Below are 16764 nucleotides of genomic sequence, written 5' to 3'. Positions count from 1 at the left end.
ACGGTTCTTCAGATAGAAACTTATGACAACCGAGCAAGAGCTTCAATCTCTTTTTAAAGAAGCGCTCTATGCCAGGATGGATACCTGAATCCTACTTGATGACAAAGTTAGACGGGTCTTGATCTCGTCGATGCTTAGTGGGAATGGGATCTGGCTGCCCATCACCTGCAAGGGCTGCGGTTTTCTCCAGGGATTCCCTCAATCGCTTGGCTGCGTAGATGGACATATCTCGCGGTACATTAATGCGATCGCGCAAATATCGTAGAGCGACATCAGATCCCAATGGAGGTACACAGTGTTCATCGCTCATCATGTGTGTTAAAGCACAACGTAGGGCTTGATCAAACAATTTATCATCTAAGGGATTGACTCGGATAATATTGATGCGATGCTCGATAGTTCGTTGAAGAGCTTCCATACGCGAGTTTTCGGGTTCTGGATAAGTAACATCTGGTAGCCCGAACCAGGGTCCGTAATCTACCCGCGCTTTATTGAGAAGCATTTGGGTTTCGCCGTTTTCCCAACAGCCTCCCATCTGGGGTGGCAAATCATGTACATGGGTGTGAAAGTCGCTCTGGGTACCTCTGTAGGTCGGTCGGCTTTCCATTGCCGCAAACCATGCGCTCAAGCGAGGGTTTTCCGAAAGCAGGGAGTAACCCTTGTAGTAGTAAAGACTCGCATTCATCCGTTCGAGATAGGGCGTAAAAATCACATCGACGATACCGAAGCCCGATAGAAAGTAAGGACTTGGGGTGCAACCCAGAGCCGACTCGACCTTAGCCACCACTCCAATAAATTTTTCTCGGTTGGGTACACCGGCTCTTGAGAATTCGGTTTGCAAACCCGACTTTAACAAAGGGCAGCTGTTACCTGCTGTGTTGTTACTAGAAAATCTGAATCTGTTGCAGTTTCTCACGCCAGGGGTTCAGTTGCGGGGGTCTGATGACAAGATGCTGGAGTTTAAGGCACTAAAACTTATGTCATTAACTCTTGCTTATTGCGAAAACTTTAGGCGATCGCTTTGGGGCTTAAAAAATAATCAAACGCGAAAGGAAAGATTTTTTCGTTGGTTCTTAACCTTCGTTGTGATCAAGAGTAATTTAGATGTGTTTGCCCTGGCCAGCAGCGCTCATCAGACTCCAGTAGCGTCCAAGATAACCCAGGCGGAATTCTAATAGCCACTCTTGTACTGGAAACAAAGTGATGTAAAACGCGATTCCTGCACTGACGTAATCAAGCATTGGCAGAAGTTTTACCCGTGTATTTAGCGTATTTTACACAGTTTCTGTGCGATGTCGTAACCGCCCACTTCATAAGCGATCGCTTTGCGGGAAGAGAGTGAAAATTATTGAACTGATACATCTAAATGAATCCGAAACAATTAGAAGACTCGATTTTTGAAGCTGTTTCTGACGCGATTGAAAGAGTTTGGACAACTGAAGAAAAAGAGTTAATTGCGAATAATTTTGAACTAAAAAGTTACCTAAAAGAATGGCTAAATAATTATTTTAGTGATACTTGTTGGCATCAAACCAACTACAAAATAGTCCGAAACTTAAGTACCCCTTCAAACTTTAGTCAACCCATGAATTTGTTTAAAGGTGAAGAAATTCATATTCCTTTTTAAAACCTCTTGTATTCGGATCGTACTTGATTACGAGGCTGTTAGCGCTTCGCGTAACTTTTGTGAACATTACAAAAATTTCGGGAAATACAATGGATATTCAATCTACACTCACCCAAGCTATTGAATTTATTGTTATGAGCTTTGTTGCTCTGATGATTTTCGATTTTATCGACGGACTTTACGTTGTGCCATTACCACCTATTACAGTTGCACAATCAAATACCAATTCCGAATCAACAGTAACAGCACCTCAATTTCAAGCACTATCTAACACTGAACAGCTAGAAGTCTAACTTTAACAAATCCCCTTCGTTACATCACGTTTTGAGGAAATTTTAGATCCCTGGACATTAGAATTAGAGCCTCACAACAATTCTATCGAAACTCAACCAGTTGTACTTCAATTCCCCTCACTAAGACTGCTAACACCAGCCGCAAAAGTACAACCGAAAGCCTCCAAAACTACCAAGCCCAAAACCACCAAACCAACTAAGAACTCTTTGAATACAGCACTTCCGTCTGTAATGAGGTACACTAGACTAAAATATAAATACTTTTAAATGAAGTCATCCTCTGTCGAGCTTCGAGAAAAAATAGTTGCAGCACATATAAGAGAAAAACATCTCAATCAGGAAAGTAGCTAACATATTTTCCGTGTCAAAGAGTTTAGTACAAAAGCTTGTAAAACAACAAAAACTTGAAGGTAATTTACAGCCCAAGCCGCGAGGAAAACCACAATTTAGTCATCTGACAAATGCTGATATAGAGTTAAGAGAATTAATTGATGCTGCCTTAAGTTTATTTTATGAGAAGCAATAAGGAGCGATCGCACAGCCCGCACTTCTCTACGAGACGCTGCGCGTAGCTTGCTTCCCGAAGGGTACGGCAAAACTCAGTGACCACCGCAGGTATCGCCATCTTCCTTTTTTGCTCAGTATATTTTATTTATAGTGACAAACTTTACGCAAATTTTATACTTAGCCACTGTGTACCTTCATTTACATGAGATAAGAGATTTAGTACTGTCGAAGAAACACATTATACTCACTACACTGGTGTTCATTAATAACCTGCCTGTACCAAGTTCAAAACTTAGGTGAGATGACCCATGTATTATCAAATTTGGAATTTCTTTCTTAAAGAAGATAAATACATTTATTGGAAAGCAAAAACAAAAGTTAACAAAAGTTTTGACAAAGTTACATGGCAAAAGATTATTGATTTTTTGTCGTTAGTAGAGCAAACTTTCCAATTGAAAAGTCAACTAGCAGAAACCGATAGCCTTGAGCCATTTCTAAAGTTAGCAATAGAAAATGGTTATAGCCTGAACGCAGAAGAACTTGGCTGGTTTCTAGTTACGAGAAGACAGATTTGGGATCTTTTTGATTTTGCACAAAAAACGCCATCTCTCAAAGAAGAATTGCTAATAGCTAAAGATCCGCAGCAGTTCGTAAACATAGCGGCCGAAAATGGCTATCACTTTTCTGTAGAAGAGTTAGCTTGGCTGTTAATTGAAATCAAATCATCGTCAGAAATAGTATCTATCAACAACAGTGTTGGCGAGATTCTCACCGGTTCAAACTACGGCAGAATTGAAATAGGGTACTGGATTTGGCTGGCAGAAGACTGGGGAATTGTGCCACCATTCTGTCATCGGGATAAGCCGGGTACTTCATTATCTGGAAATACCAACAATCCTTTTTTACTTGATCGCTGTTTCTTACCCAAGAGCTATTTTAATCAACGCCTCTTGATAAGTAGTAATTCGTAATGACGCTCTCTACGAGACGCTGCGCGTAGCTTGCTTCTTTGCAGGAGTACGCGGACTCGCTACCGCTACGCTAACGTAATTCGTAATTAAGAGGATGTTTTAAAACTCCTATTCTCGGTAGCAAAAGGTTTTAGATCCTCCTAAATCCCCCGATAAATTGGGGGACTTTGATTCCAGTTCACCCTTTAAAAAGCTACAGTGTACACACAAATCGAAAAATGCTCTACCCACATTTTTGTCAGAGTGAAACTGTTACATTCAACAACATCCCGCCCAGAACTGAAGTTCAGGGCTGATAGCGAAAGTCCACTAAGCGTGGACTAAATGATCAATTCAGTCCACGCTTAGTGGACTTCAGCTATGAGACTTGGAATTCATTCCGAGGCGGGATAGAAACGCAGTGCGAGATTTGATTATGGCTGCTGTAATACTTGTGTGTACACTGTAGCCTTTTTAAGGGGGGTTAGGGGGGGATCAATAAGCCTAAAATCACAGCTAAACACTTTTAAAAGTCCTCTTAATTACGAATTACGAATTACGAATTACGAATTATACGGTGAAGCATCCTAGACGGAAGATAAAACTTCTATCTAGGATGCTTCACAATAAAAAATTGTTGCTGATACAACAATTATGGACAAAATGTGATTTTTAGACTAGAGCTATCAGCTAGCAGAAACGGTTAAACTGCCGGGTTTCTGAAGATCACCTTGTAAAACCACACCTCGCTGATTGGCATGGATATGACGCAAAATCTTGTAAATTGCCTCAACTTGCTCTGATGCGCCTGCCTTCTCGGCAAGTTCGTCAAGAGAAAGGGGAGTTTTTTCTTTTTGCAACACTGCTACCACTCGTGTTTGCAAATCGAGAATGGAGGCGGCAGCTTTTTTACCAGCTTCTACCCCTGGCTGATGGTAAGCGTTGACGTTAACCAAGCTAGCGTATAAACCAACAGCACGTTCATACAAAGCAATTAATGCCCCTACAGTTCGGGGGTTAACTTGGGGAATGGTGACTGTAATGGAATCGCGGTGATTTTCATAAAGCGCTTGTCGGGTTCCTTGGAGAAAACCAGAAAGATAATCGCCTGATGTAACTCCCGGATCTATTTCAGTGGATGGGCCCTGACGATCTTCCAACACTTCGATGAAGGTAGCAAAGAAATTCGCTACACCCTCACGCAACTGCTGGACGTAAGCGTGTTGATCTGTTGAGCCTTTGTTGCCATAAACGGCGATGCCTTGATGGACAATGTTGCCGTCTAAGTCTTTTTCCTTACCCAAGGATTCCATCACCAGTTGTTGCAAATAGCGACTGAATAAAAATAAGCTGTCCTTGTAAGGTAGGACAACCATATCTTTTTCGCCCTTTCCATTGCCAGCAAAGTACCAAGACAAAGCAAGCAAGGCTGCTGGGTTATTTTTGATATCTGGGACGCGGGTAGCGTCATCCATTTCTTTTGCACCATCTAGGATGGCGTGAACATCAATGCCCTGTAATGCGGCTGGTACTAGCCCCACAGCAGACATTTCTGAGGTGCGTCCTCCTACCCAGTCATACATGGGAAATCTGGCTAGCCAACCTTCGTCTTTGGCTAGTTTATCGAGGTTGCTATCAACGCTGGTAATTGCTACCGCATATTGAGCAAATTCCAAATTGTGTCCGGCGTAAGCTTTTTTAACTTCAATCATGCCGTTGCGAGGTTCCGGCGTTCCCCCAGATTTGGAGATCACCAATACCAAAGTGCTGGCGAGGCTGTTTCGCAGATGATTGATAACGCGATCGATACCTGCCGGATCGTTGTTATCGATAAAGTGAAGTTTCAGGGGCGGAAAATCAGGAGCGAGAGCTTCCGCGACGAATTGGGGGCCGAGGGCGGAACCACCAATGCCAATGGAGATAATATCTGTGAAGCGGCTTGCTCTGGGAGGATGAATAGCACCTGTTTGGACTTTTTCCGCAAAGGCTTCGATTTGTTCTAGGGTTTGGACAATTTCTTGTGTAAGTTCTGGAGTTGGCGCTAAATCAGGATTTCGCAGCCAGTAGTGTCCAACCATGCGATTCTCGTCGGGATTTGCGATCGCACCCTTCTCCAGTTGAGCCATATCCGCAAACGCCTTGTCAAACTTCGGCTGCAACGATTCCACGAAGGCATCATCGAACCGTATCCGACTCACGTCTAAGTACAGTCCCAATTCCTCATGGAAATATAACCAGTTTTGGTATCGTTGCCAAAGTGCCCTAGCATCCATAGGGAAATCTCAAATAAAGTGTTATTTCAAAAACCAGTTTAATGTAAGGTTATAGCGATCCCTGCCTAGCCTTATACAGTTTACAGTTTTAAGTGTTCGCTTGACTCCTCACTTCACACATCTGGCATAGGGATGACACGCAGAAATTTCACAATTTCACCCCTGATTTCTATACCAATCAGGTAATTATCTAGGGTGAAGCGGTGAAAAATGCCTTCACCATCAAGCTGTCGCAGTTCTTTTAAATCACTCAATTGCCACTTTTGGGCTAACTCAATAAAGACAAAATCATGCACCCGCTCGTAGGCGGCAGGTTCTAAATTTTTCAGGTCTAGCAAAAAAGACCTTGCATAGCGCATTTCCAGACTCACTAGGCGTTACCTTAACCAAAACTTGAGGGGCCACTGGCACTAGAAAAGAAAGCGCTGCTGAATTAGAAAAACATCAACAGTCGTACCGCTTCTTCATGGGTTAAGATATCCCACGGTTGCTGCGATCGCTTGACTTGTTGTATGGCTTTGAGCATATAAAAGTCACAATGTAAAGCTTCGAGAACGTCCCAAATGCTTTGCAAATCATCATCGGCTAACTGCTCGATTAAGTGATGCATTCTAAGTCGCAGCAAATTCATACGTCAATTATTCCCTACAAGCAAACACCAACAATAAATAGTATTCCCACAAAATTAGCAAGGCTTAACGGCAATGTAGCACTATGCTCAAGCTACGCTAAGATTTATTCGCCAAGCGTTGGGGGCAGAGGGGCAGGGAGCAGGGAGCAAAGAGGAAATAACCAATGCCCAATGCCCCATTCCCAATGCCCAATCCCCAATGCCCAATCCCCAAATAACTATTTAATATGGTTGACTATCTGATTTTCTTAGCAATTTCTACAGCACTTTTCGCTCTATTTGCACTAGGACTCAATTTACAGTGGGGCTTTACGGGGTTAATTAACTTTGGTCATATTGCTTTCATGACCCTTGGAGCATATACAACCGTATTGTTAAGCTTAAAGGGCGTACCCCTACTGATATCGGCAGTAGCTGGGGCAATTGTCGCCGCCTTGTTGGGTTTGGTAATTGGTTTTGCGACTCTACGCTTGCGGGAAGATTACCTGGCAATTGTTACCATCGGTACGGGCGAACTAATTCGTTTGGTGGTGAATAACCAGGAATTACCTGTGGGTGACACCTGGATTTCTGGGGCGTTTGGTGTGCAAAGTTATCCCATACCTCTATCCACAGAGCCGAATTTGTTGGTCAGATTTGTGATGATTGGGCTGTTAACGCTGCTAGCTGCTGTAACTTTCTTTACGTTATGGCGGTGGATTCGCATCACCCAGATATCTCGGACTACTGATTTAGGCCAAAGGACAACTAGCAAGCAAGAATTTGCATCGCGCTTGGGAGTGGGAATTGTGTTAGCAGTTTTGGCGGCAGCGATTTATATTTCTGGGGTGATCGGACTGTATAATTACAACCCAAAAGCGGGTCTAATGCTGGTGTTGCTGTTGGTTTTAGCATTTGTATACTGGCGCTTAGAAATTTTGGTGCGATCGCCTTGGGGTAGAATTCTCAAAGCCATCCGTGAAGATGAAGAAATTCCCAAGGCGCTGGGAAAAAATGTCTTTTGGTATAAATTACAATCTCTCATGCTTGGAGGTGCGATCGCCGGGATTGCTGGTGCTTTTTTCGCTTGGCAACTGAGCGCCATTTACCCTGATAATTTTCAACCGCAGATCACCTTTGACACTTGGATAATGGTGATTTTAGGTGGTTCGGGGAATAATGTTGGCACAATCTTAGGTGCGGTAATTTTCTTTGCTTACGATGCACTCACGCGGGAAGTCTTACCCAGATTCGTCCCCCTTGATGAAGCACGTTTGGGTGCATTTCGCATCATGATAATCGGACTAATTCTGATGGTACTGATGATTTGGCGTCCTCAAGGTATTTTAGGGAAAAAGGAGGAACTCACTCTTGCTAAATAACCAGTCATCGCCACTTCCCCTTTTGGTAGCCACTGGACTTTCTAAAAGCTTTGGTGGTGTCAAAGCAGTTAATGAGGCGAAAATCGAAGTTGCTAAAGGCAGCATTACGGGCTTGATTGGCCCCAATGGTGCTGGTAAAACTACTTTGTTTAACTTACTCTCAAACTTCATCCGCCCAGATAAGGGACGAGTGATTTTTGACGGCGAACCGATTCACAACTTACAACCATATCAAATCGCCCAGCAGGGAGTAATCCGCACTTTTCAGGTTGCACGGACTCTCTCGCGGTTGTCGGTGTTAGAAAATATGCTGCTGGCGGCGCAAAAACAAACGGGTGAAAATTTTTGGCAGGTGCAGTTGCAACCGCACTTGATAGCTAAAGAAGAAAAGCAACTGCAAGAGCGGGCAATGTTTCTATTAGAATCAGTGGGTTTGGCAAAAAAAGCCCACGATTATGCTGGTTGCTTATCTGGTGGACAACGGAAGCTGCTGGAAATGGGACGGGCGCTGATGACTAATCCCAAGTTAATTTTGTTGGATGAACCAGCGGCTGGGGTGAATCCGAAATTAATTGATGATATTTGCGATCGCATTATCACTTGGAACCGTCAAGATGGGATGACCTTTTTGATTATTGAACACAATATGGATGTAATTATGTCCTTGTGCGATCGCGTTTGGGTACTTGCCGAAGGACAGAATTTAGCTGACGGTACACCCGCAGAAATTCAAAGTAATGCCAAAGTTTTAGAGGCGTATTTGGGAAAATAGAGTGTGATTGGGTTTCTGTTCCAAAGCTCTCCCACACGGGGAGAGGCTTTTCTTGTTGCTGTGATTCGCTGGTAGGGAAAGGTTTAAGGCTTAGGTTTGAGAGAAAGTCGCACACGGTGTCAAATTTTCGGAAATTTGGCTCTTGTTAAAATCGAGTTGTATATCTCAGTGGAAAAAGCTTTTTATGTCAATGATGACAGTCAAAGATTTAGAGCAAGTTCAAACCGTTTTTACCGAAGCAGGTTTAGATTACCAACTGGAACTCGAAAATGGGAAAATTTCAATAATGGGTCCGTCAGATATTGTATCCAGCGAAATCAGTAGTCGTCTCATCGCCTTTCTCTTTGCTTGGATAAATCCTCGTCGCTGGGGAAGAGTGTTTGATTCTGCTGGCGGTTTCATTATGCCAGATACAAACCTCAAAGCACCCGATGTTTCGTTTGTTCGCGCTTCCCGACTTCTCCAAAGTCCTCGTTACTTTGGCGAACTTGTCCCTGACTTGGTGGTAGAAATTAAATCTCAGAGCGATAAAATTAAACTTATAGCAGCTAAAATTCTAAAATTTATAGAACTAGGAGCGCTCGTCGGGATTCTGATTGATCCTGATGAAGAAACAGTGACAATTTATCGCTCTACAGGCGAACCGACAGTTTTAGAAAATGGTGATATTTTAACCATACCAGAACTTTTTCCCGGTTGGGAATTGCCCGTTACTGAATTGTGGCCTCCTATCTTTACCGAGGAAGAAACACAAATTTTGTGAAGGACTACACCCGCAGAAATTCAAACTAATCCCAAAATTTTAGAAGCTTATTTGGGACAATAGAGTGTGATTGACTTTCTATTTATGCAATGTATTTAGTGATTGGACTTGGGACAAATAAAAGTATATAAATACTGTTACTTGTCCCAAGTCAAAGGGAACACTATTAATAGTGTTTACATCGGAGTAAATATTATGGGTATTACAGCTAGTTATAAACGCATTACGCCACAAAATTTCGCAGAAATTCAGAATAATACTGAAGCAGCAGCATCTTTATTTAAGCTTAATTTAGATGATTTAGATTTTGATTTTAGTAATCCACAGGCAATGATTGCCAAACTACAAGAGCGACGAAGCAATGAACATTACTTCAGGCTTGAAGATTGGCACGCACTACATTTTCTTCTCACTGGAGAGTCAAGTTTGGAAGATGACACCCAAACATCACCACCTCTTTGTAATGTAGTCATGGGAGGTAAGCCGACGCAGTTTGAAGCGACTTACGGATTTGTACGCTATCTCACACTTGAAGAGGTTCGAGATGTTGCCGATGCTTTAAGTCAAATTTCTGTTGAAGAATTGAAGAGCCGATTTAATTCTACTGTATTTAATGCAGCAGAAATTTACCCAAATCCTAGCCCTGGAGGATGGGATAAAGAGGAGATAGAGCCATTGTTTGAACTATATCCACAATTGGTAGAGTTTTTTCAGAATACTGCTAAAGAAGGTGATATTGTTTTGTTATCATCTGATTAATTTTTGTCTAAAGTCATACCAGAACTTTTTCTCAGTTGGGAATTATCCTGAATCCCCTACTCATTGATTCTGATTCCTGAATTCTGAATTATTCTTCAATCTTCGTTATTTTCTGCAAAATTCACTTGCTCGTAAAGATCCCGCAATTGAATTTGAAAATCAACCGTTTGCAATGATAAAGTTGCAGATTCATGTTCAAGTTCAGTAAATGACCATTGACTTTCCGCCGTTTTTACATACTGCATCACATGATACTGATATTGGTCAATTAAAATATATTCCTTGAATTCTGGAATAGAGCGATAATAAAGAAACTTATCGCCTTGGTCATAATTTTTAGTCGATTTAGATAAAACTTCAGCAATTAACATCGGGTTCATAACCGTTGTTGTGCTGGTTTCTGTATAAATAGGTTGTCCCTCAATCACCATCACATCGGGATACGTATGCTGCCGATAACGGGGTATCCACAAACGCACATCACCAATATAAATATCATAATTATTGCCTCTCAAACCAAACTTCAAATAAGCATAGAAGTTGCCTGCAATTTTATTATGATTTGTAGTGCCACCCGTCATTGTTATAATTTCTCCATCACGGTATTCGCTTTTATATTCTGCCTTTTCTTCAATTTCTAAATACTCTTCAGGTGTGTAATAGACTTTTTGTGTTTCTACCTGCATAAAGATACTACCTATGATTGTGCGGTTATTGTGCGGCTAAAATTTTTTGATGATATTACCATTTTAAAGTGCTGTCTGAAGTTAGTCGGCTACAAGTTTTATGTTTGGTGGGGAACGGCTTGGGGCTTAGGTTTGAGAGACAGTCGCACACAGCGTCAAATCTTCGGAAATTTGGCTGGTGTTAAAATCGGATTTAATATTGTACTTGATTGATGATATTTGCGATCGCATTATCACTTAGAATCGTCCTAAACTATAAGAAAGCCCAAGAGTGGAGGCATAGCATTATGGTAATCACTCCTAATACCGCATCTGAGGTCATCTACCCCGAAAGCGACGGACAACCAATGGCGGATAATACCAAGCAATTTCGCTGGATAGTAACTATTAAAGAAAATTTAGAAATTTTATTTGCATCGCAATCAGATGTATTCATCGCTGGAGATTTACTTTGGTATCCAGTTGAAGGCAATCCTAACATCAAAAAAGCACCTGATGCTTTGGTAGTGTTTGGTAGACCCAAGGGAGATAGAGGTTCTTACAAGCAATGGAAAGAAGAAAACATTCCGCCACAGGTGGTATTTGAAATATTATCTCCTGGTAATACAACTAAAGAAATGGCAAATAAACTCCTGTTTTATCAACGCTATGGAGTTGAAGAATATTATATTTACGACCCAGACCGAAATGAACTAACAGGCTTTGTGCGCTCAGAAGATTGGTTGCAAGAAATTAACCAGATTCATGGGTGGATAAGTCCCCGTTTGCAAATCCGCTTTGAACTTACCCCACAAACTTTAGAAATATATCGCCTTGATGGATACAAGTTTCTTACACCCGTTGAGCTTGACCAAGTACGTACACAAGAACGTCAAGCCAAAGAAATAGCTCTCCAACAACTGGAGGAAGAACGCCAACGATATCAAGATTTATTGGCACGACTACAAGAACGGGGAATTGACCCAGAACAACTTTTGTGAAACATCTTTTATATCTATGTTGTACGCCAATAAACCCCATTCTCTCGCTGCATTAACTGGGAAGCAATAAACTCTCGTCGTAGGGTGGCGCAATCAGCATGGTAGCGCTTGAGAATGTCATTTACTAGGTGTTCAGGGTAGTTAACTCCTACCTCAAACTGGTTTGCTAACCACTTGAGAATAACTAAACGCTTTTTGCGACTAGCAGGAATTTCTTTGAGACATTCGCCCTCGAAATAATTTTTTAATACTTTGCTTTCCCAGGCTTCAGTATCCACATCCTCTATCAAAGACGCTATTTTCTCAGGTGTGAAAATTTCCTTACTAATGCTTTGCAAAGCTTCGCTATCCAATTGATATAGACGGCTATTCCCATCAGGGCGCATCGTCACCAAATTTAGCTCCTTAAGTTTCGCTAAATGATGGGATACCGTCGGTTCTTTGAGTTGCAGTAGCACCGCCAATTCTTCGACGCTGCACTCTTGATTCGCCAGGATACCTACAATCTTCAATCGGCTATCATCCGCTAATGCCTTGAAAAAGCGCAGTAAGATGTTAAATTGCTCTGCTTGCATAATTAATTTCTAATTAGACATCTATCTAATTAGAAGTATATCTAATTGAAAAGCTCAAATCCCCGACTTCTGTGAGAAGTTGGGGATTTTGTTGTTCCGTTTAACTAAACTGCTCCCCTGCATCCAGGTTGAACAGCATTTGCAGAGTTTGCATACAGCGCCGTCGGGCTTCAACATCTTGCTGCGATCGCAATTGCACCATCGGGTCATGTAAAATTTTATTGACAATTCCCCGCGTTAATGCTTCAATCACCTCTTGATGTTTTTCTGCAAATTCCGAACCCAATCTCGACAAAGCTTTTTCTAACTCTTGTTCGCGGATGGTTTCGACTTTATTTCGCAGACAGCTGATAGTGGTAACAGTTTCAAGAGAGCGCCACCAAATATCAAAGGCTTCCACTTCTTCCTCTAAAAGTCGCTCGGCTTCTTGTGCAATCTTCCGACGGCTTTCGTAGTTTTGCGCCACTACAGCCTTCAAATCATCCACATTAAACGCCTGCACATTTTCCAATTCATTCACATCCGCATGAACATTACGCGGCACAGAAATATCAAATAACATTAAAGAGCGCTGAACTTCTAAAACCATTTCCAATTTGGCACGGTCAAGTATTGGCTCTGTTGCCGAAGTACTTGTAAACACCAAATCACTATCAGCAATTACGCTCATCATTTCCGAAAGCGGGTGAATTTGGATCGGTTGTTGAGGGAACTGCTTTGCTAATTCTTGGGCGCGATCGCGAGAGCGATTTACAATACTAATTTGCACAGCACCTTTAGAAAGCAGGTGTTGCACCAGCAACCGCGACATCTTACCAGCACCCAAAATTACCACTCGGCAAGCAGCTAAATTTGCCACTTTTATTTGTGCTAACTCCACAGCTGCCGAACTAATAGAGACAGCGCCAGTACCAATACTAGTTTCAGTGCGAACCCGCTTCCCAGCTGTCAGCGCTTGTTTAAATAATCGATTCAAAATGGTTTTTATACCGCTATATTGCTGCCCCAGTTTGTGAGTAGTCTTCACCTGAGCCAGAATTTGACCTTCTCCGAGTACGAGGCTATCTAAACCACCTGCTACCCGCATGACATGCATCACTGCATCATCATGTAGCAGCATAAACAAGTGTTGTCGCAGAGAAAGCACAGGCAATTTACTGTATTCCGCAAGAAACTGAGTTATTTCTCGAATACCTTGGTCTGCTTCATTGGTAACAATGTAGATTTCCAGGCGGTTACAAGTGCTAAGAATTGCAACTTCGTCAATATGAGGATAGCTGGCCAGTTGAGCGATCGCACTTTCAATTTGTGGTTCTGGAATGCTCAGTTTTTCCCGGACTTCTACTGGGGCTGTTTTATGGCTTAACCCCACCACGGCTATATTCATTTGCTAAATCGTAGTTACTAGTTGGTAGTTGAAAATAGGGCATTGAGTAAAAATAGGGAATGGGGAATTTTTATTTATTGGTTGGTAGTTTTTCCAACCAACAATTAATCACTAACTAATAACTACTAACTACTGTAAGGATGAAGCATTTGGGTGACTATTTTTCAGTTTTATAGAAATATTTCTTTCCAAATGCTTCGCCCCTACTTTTAGCATTCCCCATTCCCTAAAAATTAGTTCAGTTGGAGAGTCTTGGGTTCACCAAACATGTGAATTGTATCAACAAATCGAGCAGTTTTCGACTGGTTGGAAATTACTAAGCTTTGAGTTCTTGCCCCACCCTTAAAGAAACGCACACCTTGCATGAGATTACCGCTGGTAATGCCGCTAGCAGCGAACAGAACAGTTTTACCAGATGCCAGTTCATGAGCATCATAGACCTTATCGGGGTCATTGATATTCATAGACGTTAAACGTTCAATATTGGCTTCTCTGCTTTCTCCAATCAGACCTGTTTTTACTACTGCTGGATCGTAAATCAGTTGACCTTGGAAGTGTCCACCCAAAGCACGCATTGCTGCTGCCGAGATTACACCTTCAGGAGCAGCACCAATACCCATCAGCGCGTGGATATTAGTTCCAGCAAAACCACAGCTTATAGCTGCACCCACATCACCATCTGAAATTAGGGCGACTCTCGCTCCAGCCTCACGGATTTCTTTAATTAAATCATTGTGACGTTCACGCTTCATGACCACGATCACAAGTTCTTCAATAGAACGTTCTAAACACTCAGCGAGAATTTTGAGGTTTTCCGTTGCTGACTTGTTGATGTCTACCTTACCCTTAGCTGCGGGAGGTGCTGCTAACTTCTTCATGTAAAAGTCAGGAGCAGCAAATAATCCCCCCTTTTCAGAAATTGCCAAGACAGCCATCGAACCAGGTTGTCCATAAGCTACCAAGTTCGTACCTTCACAGGGGTCAACGGCGATATCAATTTCAATTAGTTCATCAGGGTTACAGAAACTTGCGGCATCTGGTTGGGTACAGATCCCAACTTCTTCCCCGATGTATAACATTGGCGCGTCGTCGCGTTCGCCTTCTCCAATCACAATGCGACCGCGCATATGGATTTTATTCATCCGCTCCCGCATCGCTTCCACTGCTACCTGGTCAGCGATGTTTTTTTCGCCTTTACCCATCCATTTCGAGGAAGCGATCGCAGCTTGCTCTACTACTTCAATAATCTCTAACCCAAGTGTATTTTCCACAGAGTCCGCCCTCTCAACTGCTTGAATTTCCGTCGTTTTTTCTGGCTATTTCAGTCTTCAAGTCTACCAAAGGGCGGATACACGTGGAAGAAAGTTAAGTTTTACTGCTAACTGGTTATAAAAGTGCCATTTAGCACATGCTGATTTTTCACTTATCCTACTCCAGTATAAAGCGTGTTCAAAAGTAACTAAGTTAAGAACTGGTACAAATGTGTAGCAGTGCATATCTAAAACATTGCTTTTCTTCAGTGTTTATCTTTATGTATAAAATAATAAATAAAAAAGCTGGTAAATTCACTAAAAACTGAAAAACGAGGCGCAGAGTAAATAGCTTGTCAAATTAAGAGGTTAATCGTGTTTATCGACTACATCACATTAATGTTAATTAATATGGTAGCTGGGCTATTTTTACTAGCTGACTATGTATATCGTGGTATAGATAGCTCTAACCAAAGACCGTGGATTCCGGGATTTGGGATTACAGGCGCGATCGCACTAACAACTGGTTTACACATGAGTTTCACCTGGCCAATCGCTGGTAGCTTTAACATTGCCTTCGGTGAGACAAGTGTCTTATTTGGAATCTTGTTTATTGCGACGGCGGTTTCTCTTGCTCAAGGTTGGGATTTATTCACAATAGCAGTTTACGGTTTCTTTGCTGGTGTAGTTGCGATCGTAGTGGGTATCCGCATCATCAACTTGAATTTGACAAAGCAACCGCTTTTATCGGGAATCGGCTTTATTTTAACTGGCTTAGGTGGTATTTTTGCAGCCCCAACTCTCTATTGGAAAACTAACCGAACTTGGCGGCTAATTGGCGTAGCTGTGCTGATAGTAGCCGCTCTAATTTGGGCATTGACTGGATATTTGTCTTACTGGAATCATTTAGAGAGTTTTCAAAAGTGGGTTCCAGCGCCGATGCGGTAAGTAATGATCTAGGCTAGAGACACAAGACCTCTTGCAAAAGTCCCAAACACCCCAGCCTTAATCCCCTCCCCGCAAGCGAGGAGGGGAGACAAAGCGTAGCTTTGGCGGGGTGGGGTTCTTATTTTTGATTTATGCAAGAAGTCTATAGTTAAAACCTTGCTTAAGAAAATATGCTGGACTTTCTTAATCCCCTCTTAAATCGCCATCCAGAGCGAGTCAAAGCCAACGTCGAACTTTACACATGGCAAACTTGTCCTTACTGCATCCGTGCCAAAATACTGCTGTGGTGGAAAGGTGTAAATTTTACTGAATATAAAATCGACGGCGACGAAGCAGCCAGAGCTAAAATGGCAGAACGCGCTAACGGACGCCGTACAGTACCGCAAATATTTATCAATAACCAGCACATAGGCGGCTGCGATGACCTCTATCAGCTAGACACACAAAGTCAACTCGATCCCCTTTTAGCCCAAGCCGCTATTTAGAAATCAAATTAACCCCCAACGGTTGGCTTGTTAATAGGACTTACGCAAAATTGTCTCAAATACCTGATTTGTCGTAGCGGTAATTCATGAATTACCGCTACTTCAGAACTTTTTTGCGTAAGTCCTGGTTAAATTGTTTAGCCTCAGACTTCTAGTCCTTGTCATTACCCGCATTTTTGTAACAGTTAAAGTATTGCACTGACTCACATCCCACCCACAACATAAGTATCAGCGGCTCATCGCTACTGTCCACTCAAGTGGGCTGAAATTCTTGTTTAGTCCTCTTGAGAGGACTTTAGCTGTTAGCCTTGGAATTCTATTCCGAGGCGGGATAGCAACGAAACAGGGATTGTCAGATGTCGCTAATGACAAGACTTATAGTCTCCGGGCTATATACTTTTTCTTTGTTGTCGGATGGGCGTCTAGTAAACTCAACGAGGTTGTCACCAACCCCGTTGGTCTTCAAAACCGTGCATGAAACTTTCGCTTCACACGGCTCCTCAATGATTCGGCACAT

General features: G+C 42.3%; 21 protein-coding genes and 1 pseudogene. 13 read left to right on the top strand and 9 right to left on the bottom strand.

Annotation, left to right across the window (positions count from 1 at the left end; all coding sequences use genetic code 11):
* Positions 1-91: 91 nt before the first annotated feature.
* A pseudogene (locus V7K30_RS00790) lies at positions 92-808 on the bottom strand (glutathione S-transferase family protein); the annotation flags it as partial.
* Positions 809-977: 169 nt separating this feature from the next.
* On the opposite strand from V7K30_RS00790, the gene V7K30_RS00785 reads away from it, so the two are divergent.
* The 3 genes from V7K30_RS00785 (at position 978) to V7K30_RS00775 (ending at position 1920) form a co-directional block, all read left to right on the top strand.
* A complete protein-coding gene (locus tag V7K30_RS00785; RefSeq protein WP_334996187.1) occupies positions 978-1175 on the top strand; it encodes a hypothetical protein in 198 nt (65 codons plus the stop codon).
* Between the two features lie 191 nt (positions 1176-1366).
* Complete coding sequence (locus V7K30_RS00780) at positions 1367-1627, top strand: hypothetical protein (RefSeq protein ID WP_334996185.1); 261 nt, start codon at positions 1367-1369, stop codon at positions 1625-1627.
* Positions 1628-1716: 89 nt separating this feature from the next.
* The gene (locus V7K30_RS00775; RefSeq protein WP_334996183.1) at positions 1717-1920 is read left to right on the top strand and encodes a hypothetical protein; all 204 of its coding nucleotides are present in this window, start codon (positions 1717-1719) and stop codon (positions 1918-1920) included.
* 107 nt (positions 1921-2027) lie between these two features.
* Here V7K30_RS00775 and V7K30_RS00770 read toward each other — a convergent pair whose 3' ends face one another.
* On the bottom strand, positions 2028-2162 hold the full coding sequence (locus tag V7K30_RS00770; RefSeq protein WP_334996181.1) for a hypothetical protein: 135 nt from the start codon (positions 2160-2162) through the stop codon (positions 2028-2030).
* 119 nt (positions 2163-2281) lie between these two features.
* On the opposite strand from V7K30_RS00770, the gene V7K30_RS00765 reads away from it, so the two are divergent.
* Positions 2282-2446: a hypothetical protein gene (locus tag V7K30_RS00765; protein WP_334996179.1), complete on the top strand. Its 165-nt coding sequence runs from the start codon at positions 2282-2284 to the stop codon at positions 2444-2446.
* 289 nt (positions 2447-2735) lie between these two features.
* Complete coding sequence (locus V7K30_RS00760) at positions 2736-3398, top strand: Nif11-like leader peptide family natural product precursor (RefSeq protein ID WP_334996177.1); 663 nt, start codon at positions 2736-2738, stop codon at positions 3396-3398.
* Positions 3399-4063: 665 nt separating this feature from the next.
* Here V7K30_RS00760 and V7K30_RS00755 read toward each other — a convergent pair.
* The 3 genes from V7K30_RS00755 to V7K30_RS00745 all read right to left on the bottom strand — a co-directional run bounded on the left by V7K30_RS00755 (position 4064) and on the right by V7K30_RS00745 (position 6281).
* Complete coding sequence (locus tag V7K30_RS00755) at positions 4064-5650, bottom strand: glucose-6-phosphate isomerase (protein ID WP_334996175.1); 1587 nt, start codon at positions 5648-5650, stop codon at positions 4064-4066.
* Positions 5651-5763: 113 nt separating this feature from the next.
* The gene (locus V7K30_RS00750) at positions 5764-6021 is read right to left on the bottom strand and encodes a cytotoxic translational repressor of toxin-antitoxin stability system (protein ID WP_334996173.1); all 258 of its coding nucleotides are present in this window, start codon (positions 6019-6021) and stop codon (positions 5764-5766) included.
* 62 nt (positions 6022-6083) lie between these two features.
* Positions 6084-6281: a hypothetical protein gene (locus tag V7K30_RS00745; protein WP_334996171.1), complete on the bottom strand. Its 198-nt coding sequence runs from the start codon at positions 6279-6281 to the stop codon at positions 6084-6086.
* A 227-nt stretch (positions 6282-6508) separates the two neighbouring features.
* Here V7K30_RS00745 and V7K30_RS00740 point away from each other — a divergent pair, with 227 nt between their 5' ends.
* From V7K30_RS00740 to V7K30_RS00725, 4 genes are all read left to right on the top strand, one after another.
* Entirely contained in the window at positions 6509-7642 is a 1134-nt protein-coding gene (locus tag V7K30_RS00740; protein WP_334996169.1) for a branched-chain amino acid ABC transporter permease, read from the top strand.
* Complete coding sequence (locus V7K30_RS00735) at positions 7632-8414, top strand: ABC transporter ATP-binding protein (RefSeq protein WP_334996167.1); 783 nt, start codon at positions 7632-7634, stop codon at positions 8412-8414. Before V7K30_RS00740 ends, V7K30_RS00735 begins: the two co-directional genes overlap by 11 nt.
* Positions 8415-8598: 184 nt before the next feature.
* Positions 8599-9177 (top strand): Uma2 family endonuclease, encoded by a 579-nt coding sequence (locus V7K30_RS00730; RefSeq protein WP_334996165.1) that lies wholly within the window; start codon positions 8599-8601, stop codon positions 9175-9177.
* Positions 9178-9372: 195 nt separating this feature from the next.
* On the top strand, positions 9373-9936 hold the full coding sequence (locus V7K30_RS00725; RefSeq protein WP_334996163.1) for a YfbM family protein: 564 nt from the start codon (positions 9373-9375) through the stop codon (positions 9934-9936).
* Positions 9937-10031: 95 nt separating this feature from the next.
* Here the strand turns inward: V7K30_RS00725 and V7K30_RS00720 are convergent, their stop codons facing one another.
* Entirely contained in the window at positions 10032-10622 is a 591-nt protein-coding gene (locus V7K30_RS00720; protein ID WP_334996161.1) for a Uma2 family endonuclease, read from the bottom strand.
* A gap of 287 nt (positions 10623-10909) precedes the next feature.
* Here V7K30_RS00720 and V7K30_RS00715 point away from each other — a divergent pair, with 287 nt between their 5' ends.
* Positions 10910-11602, top strand: a complete 693-nt coding sequence (locus V7K30_RS00715) for a Uma2 family endonuclease (protein WP_334996159.1) — start codon at positions 10910-10912, stop codon at positions 11600-11602.
* Between the two features lie 14 nt (positions 11603-11616).
* Here V7K30_RS00715 and V7K30_RS00710 read toward each other — a convergent pair whose 3' ends face one another.
* From V7K30_RS00710 to glpX, 3 genes are all read right to left on the bottom strand, one after another.
* Positions 11617-12177: a DUF2087 domain-containing protein gene (locus V7K30_RS00710; RefSeq protein WP_334996157.1), complete on the bottom strand. Its 561-nt coding sequence runs from the start codon at positions 12175-12177 to the stop codon at positions 11617-11619.
* A 100-nt stretch (positions 12178-12277) separates the two neighbouring features.
* Positions 12278-13564, bottom strand: coding sequence for a glutamyl-tRNA reductase (locus V7K30_RS00705; protein WP_334996155.1), 1287 nt, complete (start codon positions 13562-13564; stop codon positions 12278-12280).
* Positions 13565-13797: 233 nt separating this feature from the next.
* On the bottom strand, positions 13798-14835 hold the full coding sequence (glpX, locus tag V7K30_RS00700) for a class II fructose-bisphosphatase (RefSeq protein WP_334996153.1): 1038 nt from the start codon (positions 14833-14835) through the stop codon (positions 13798-13800).
* A 354-nt stretch (positions 14836-15189) separates the two neighbouring features.
* On the opposite strand from glpX, the gene V7K30_RS00695 reads away from it, so the two are divergent.
* From V7K30_RS00695 to V7K30_RS00685, 3 genes are all read left to right on the top strand, one after another.
* On the top strand, positions 15190-15762 hold the full coding sequence (locus V7K30_RS00695) for a DUF981 family protein (protein ID WP_334996151.1): 573 nt from the start codon (positions 15190-15192) through the stop codon (positions 15760-15762).
* 170 nt (positions 15763-15932) lie between these two features.
* Positions 15933-16247, top strand: a complete 315-nt coding sequence (grxC, locus tag V7K30_RS00690; RefSeq protein ID WP_099102680.1) for a glutaredoxin 3 — start codon at positions 15933-15935, stop codon at positions 16245-16247.
* Positions 16248-16518: 271 nt separating this feature from the next.
* The gene (locus V7K30_RS00685; protein ID WP_334996149.1) at positions 16519-16725 is read left to right on the top strand and encodes a hypothetical protein; all 207 of its coding nucleotides are present in this window, start codon (positions 16519-16521) and stop codon (positions 16723-16725) included.
* Positions 16726-16764: the final 39 nt, after the last annotated feature.

It is taken from the genome of Nostoc sp. (assembly GCF_036917655.1).
Lineage (GTDB): Bacteria > Cyanobacteriota > Cyanobacteriia > Cyanobacteriales > Nostocaceae > Nostoc.
This window is presented reverse-complemented; position numbering and strand designations above follow the sequence as displayed.

Bases quoted from the DNA above. Each gene is read 5' to 3' on its own strand.
- V7K30_RS00785 (WP_334996187.1), top strand. From the start codon at position 978: ATGTCATTAACTCTTGCTTATTGCGAAAACTTTAGGCGATCGCTTTGG.
- V7K30_RS00780 (WP_334996185.1), top strand. From the start codon at position 1,367: ATGAATCCGAAACAATTAGAAGACTCGATTTTTGAAGCTGTTTCTGAC.
- V7K30_RS00775 (WP_334996183.1), top strand. From the start codon at position 1,717: ATGGATATTCAATCTACACTCACCCAAGCTATTGAATTTATTGTTATG.
- V7K30_RS00760 (WP_334996177.1), top strand. From the start codon at position 2,736: ATGTATTATCAAATTTGGAATTTCTTTCTTAAAGAAGATAAATACATT.
- V7K30_RS00755 (WP_334996175.1), bottom strand. From the start codon at position 5,650: ATGGATGCTAGGGCACTTTGGCAACGATACCAAAACTGGTTATATTTC.
- V7K30_RS00745 (WP_334996171.1), bottom strand. From the start codon at position 6,281: ATGAATTTGCTGCGACTTAGAATGCATCACTTAATCGAGCAGTTAGCC.
- V7K30_RS00740 (WP_334996169.1), top strand. From the start codon at position 6,509: ATGGTTGACTATCTGATTTTCTTAGCAATTTCTACAGCACTTTTCGCT.
- V7K30_RS00730 (WP_334996165.1), top strand. From the start codon at position 8,599: ATGTCAATGATGACAGTCAAAGATTTAGAGCAAGTTCAAACCGTTTTT.
- V7K30_RS00725 (WP_334996163.1), top strand. From the start codon at position 9,373: ATGGGTATTACAGCTAGTTATAAACGCATTACGCCACAAAATTTCGCA.
- V7K30_RS00720 (WP_334996161.1), bottom strand. From the start codon at position 10,622: ATGCAGGTAGAAACACAAAAAGTCTATTACACACCTGAAGAGTATTTA.
- V7K30_RS00715 (WP_334996159.1), top strand. From the start codon at position 10,910: ATGGTAATCACTCCTAATACCGCATCTGAGGTCATCTACCCCGAAAGC.
- V7K30_RS00710 (WP_334996157.1), bottom strand. From the start codon at position 12,177: ATGCAAGCAGAGCAATTTAACATCTTACTGCGCTTTTTCAAGGCATTA.
- V7K30_RS00705 (WP_334996155.1), bottom strand. From the start codon at position 13,564: ATGAATATAGCCGTGGTGGGGTTAAGCCATAAAACAGCCCCAGTAGAA.
- grxC (WP_099102680.1), top strand. From the start codon at position 15,933: ATGCTGGACTTTCTTAATCCCCTCTTAAATCGCCATCCAGAGCGAGTC.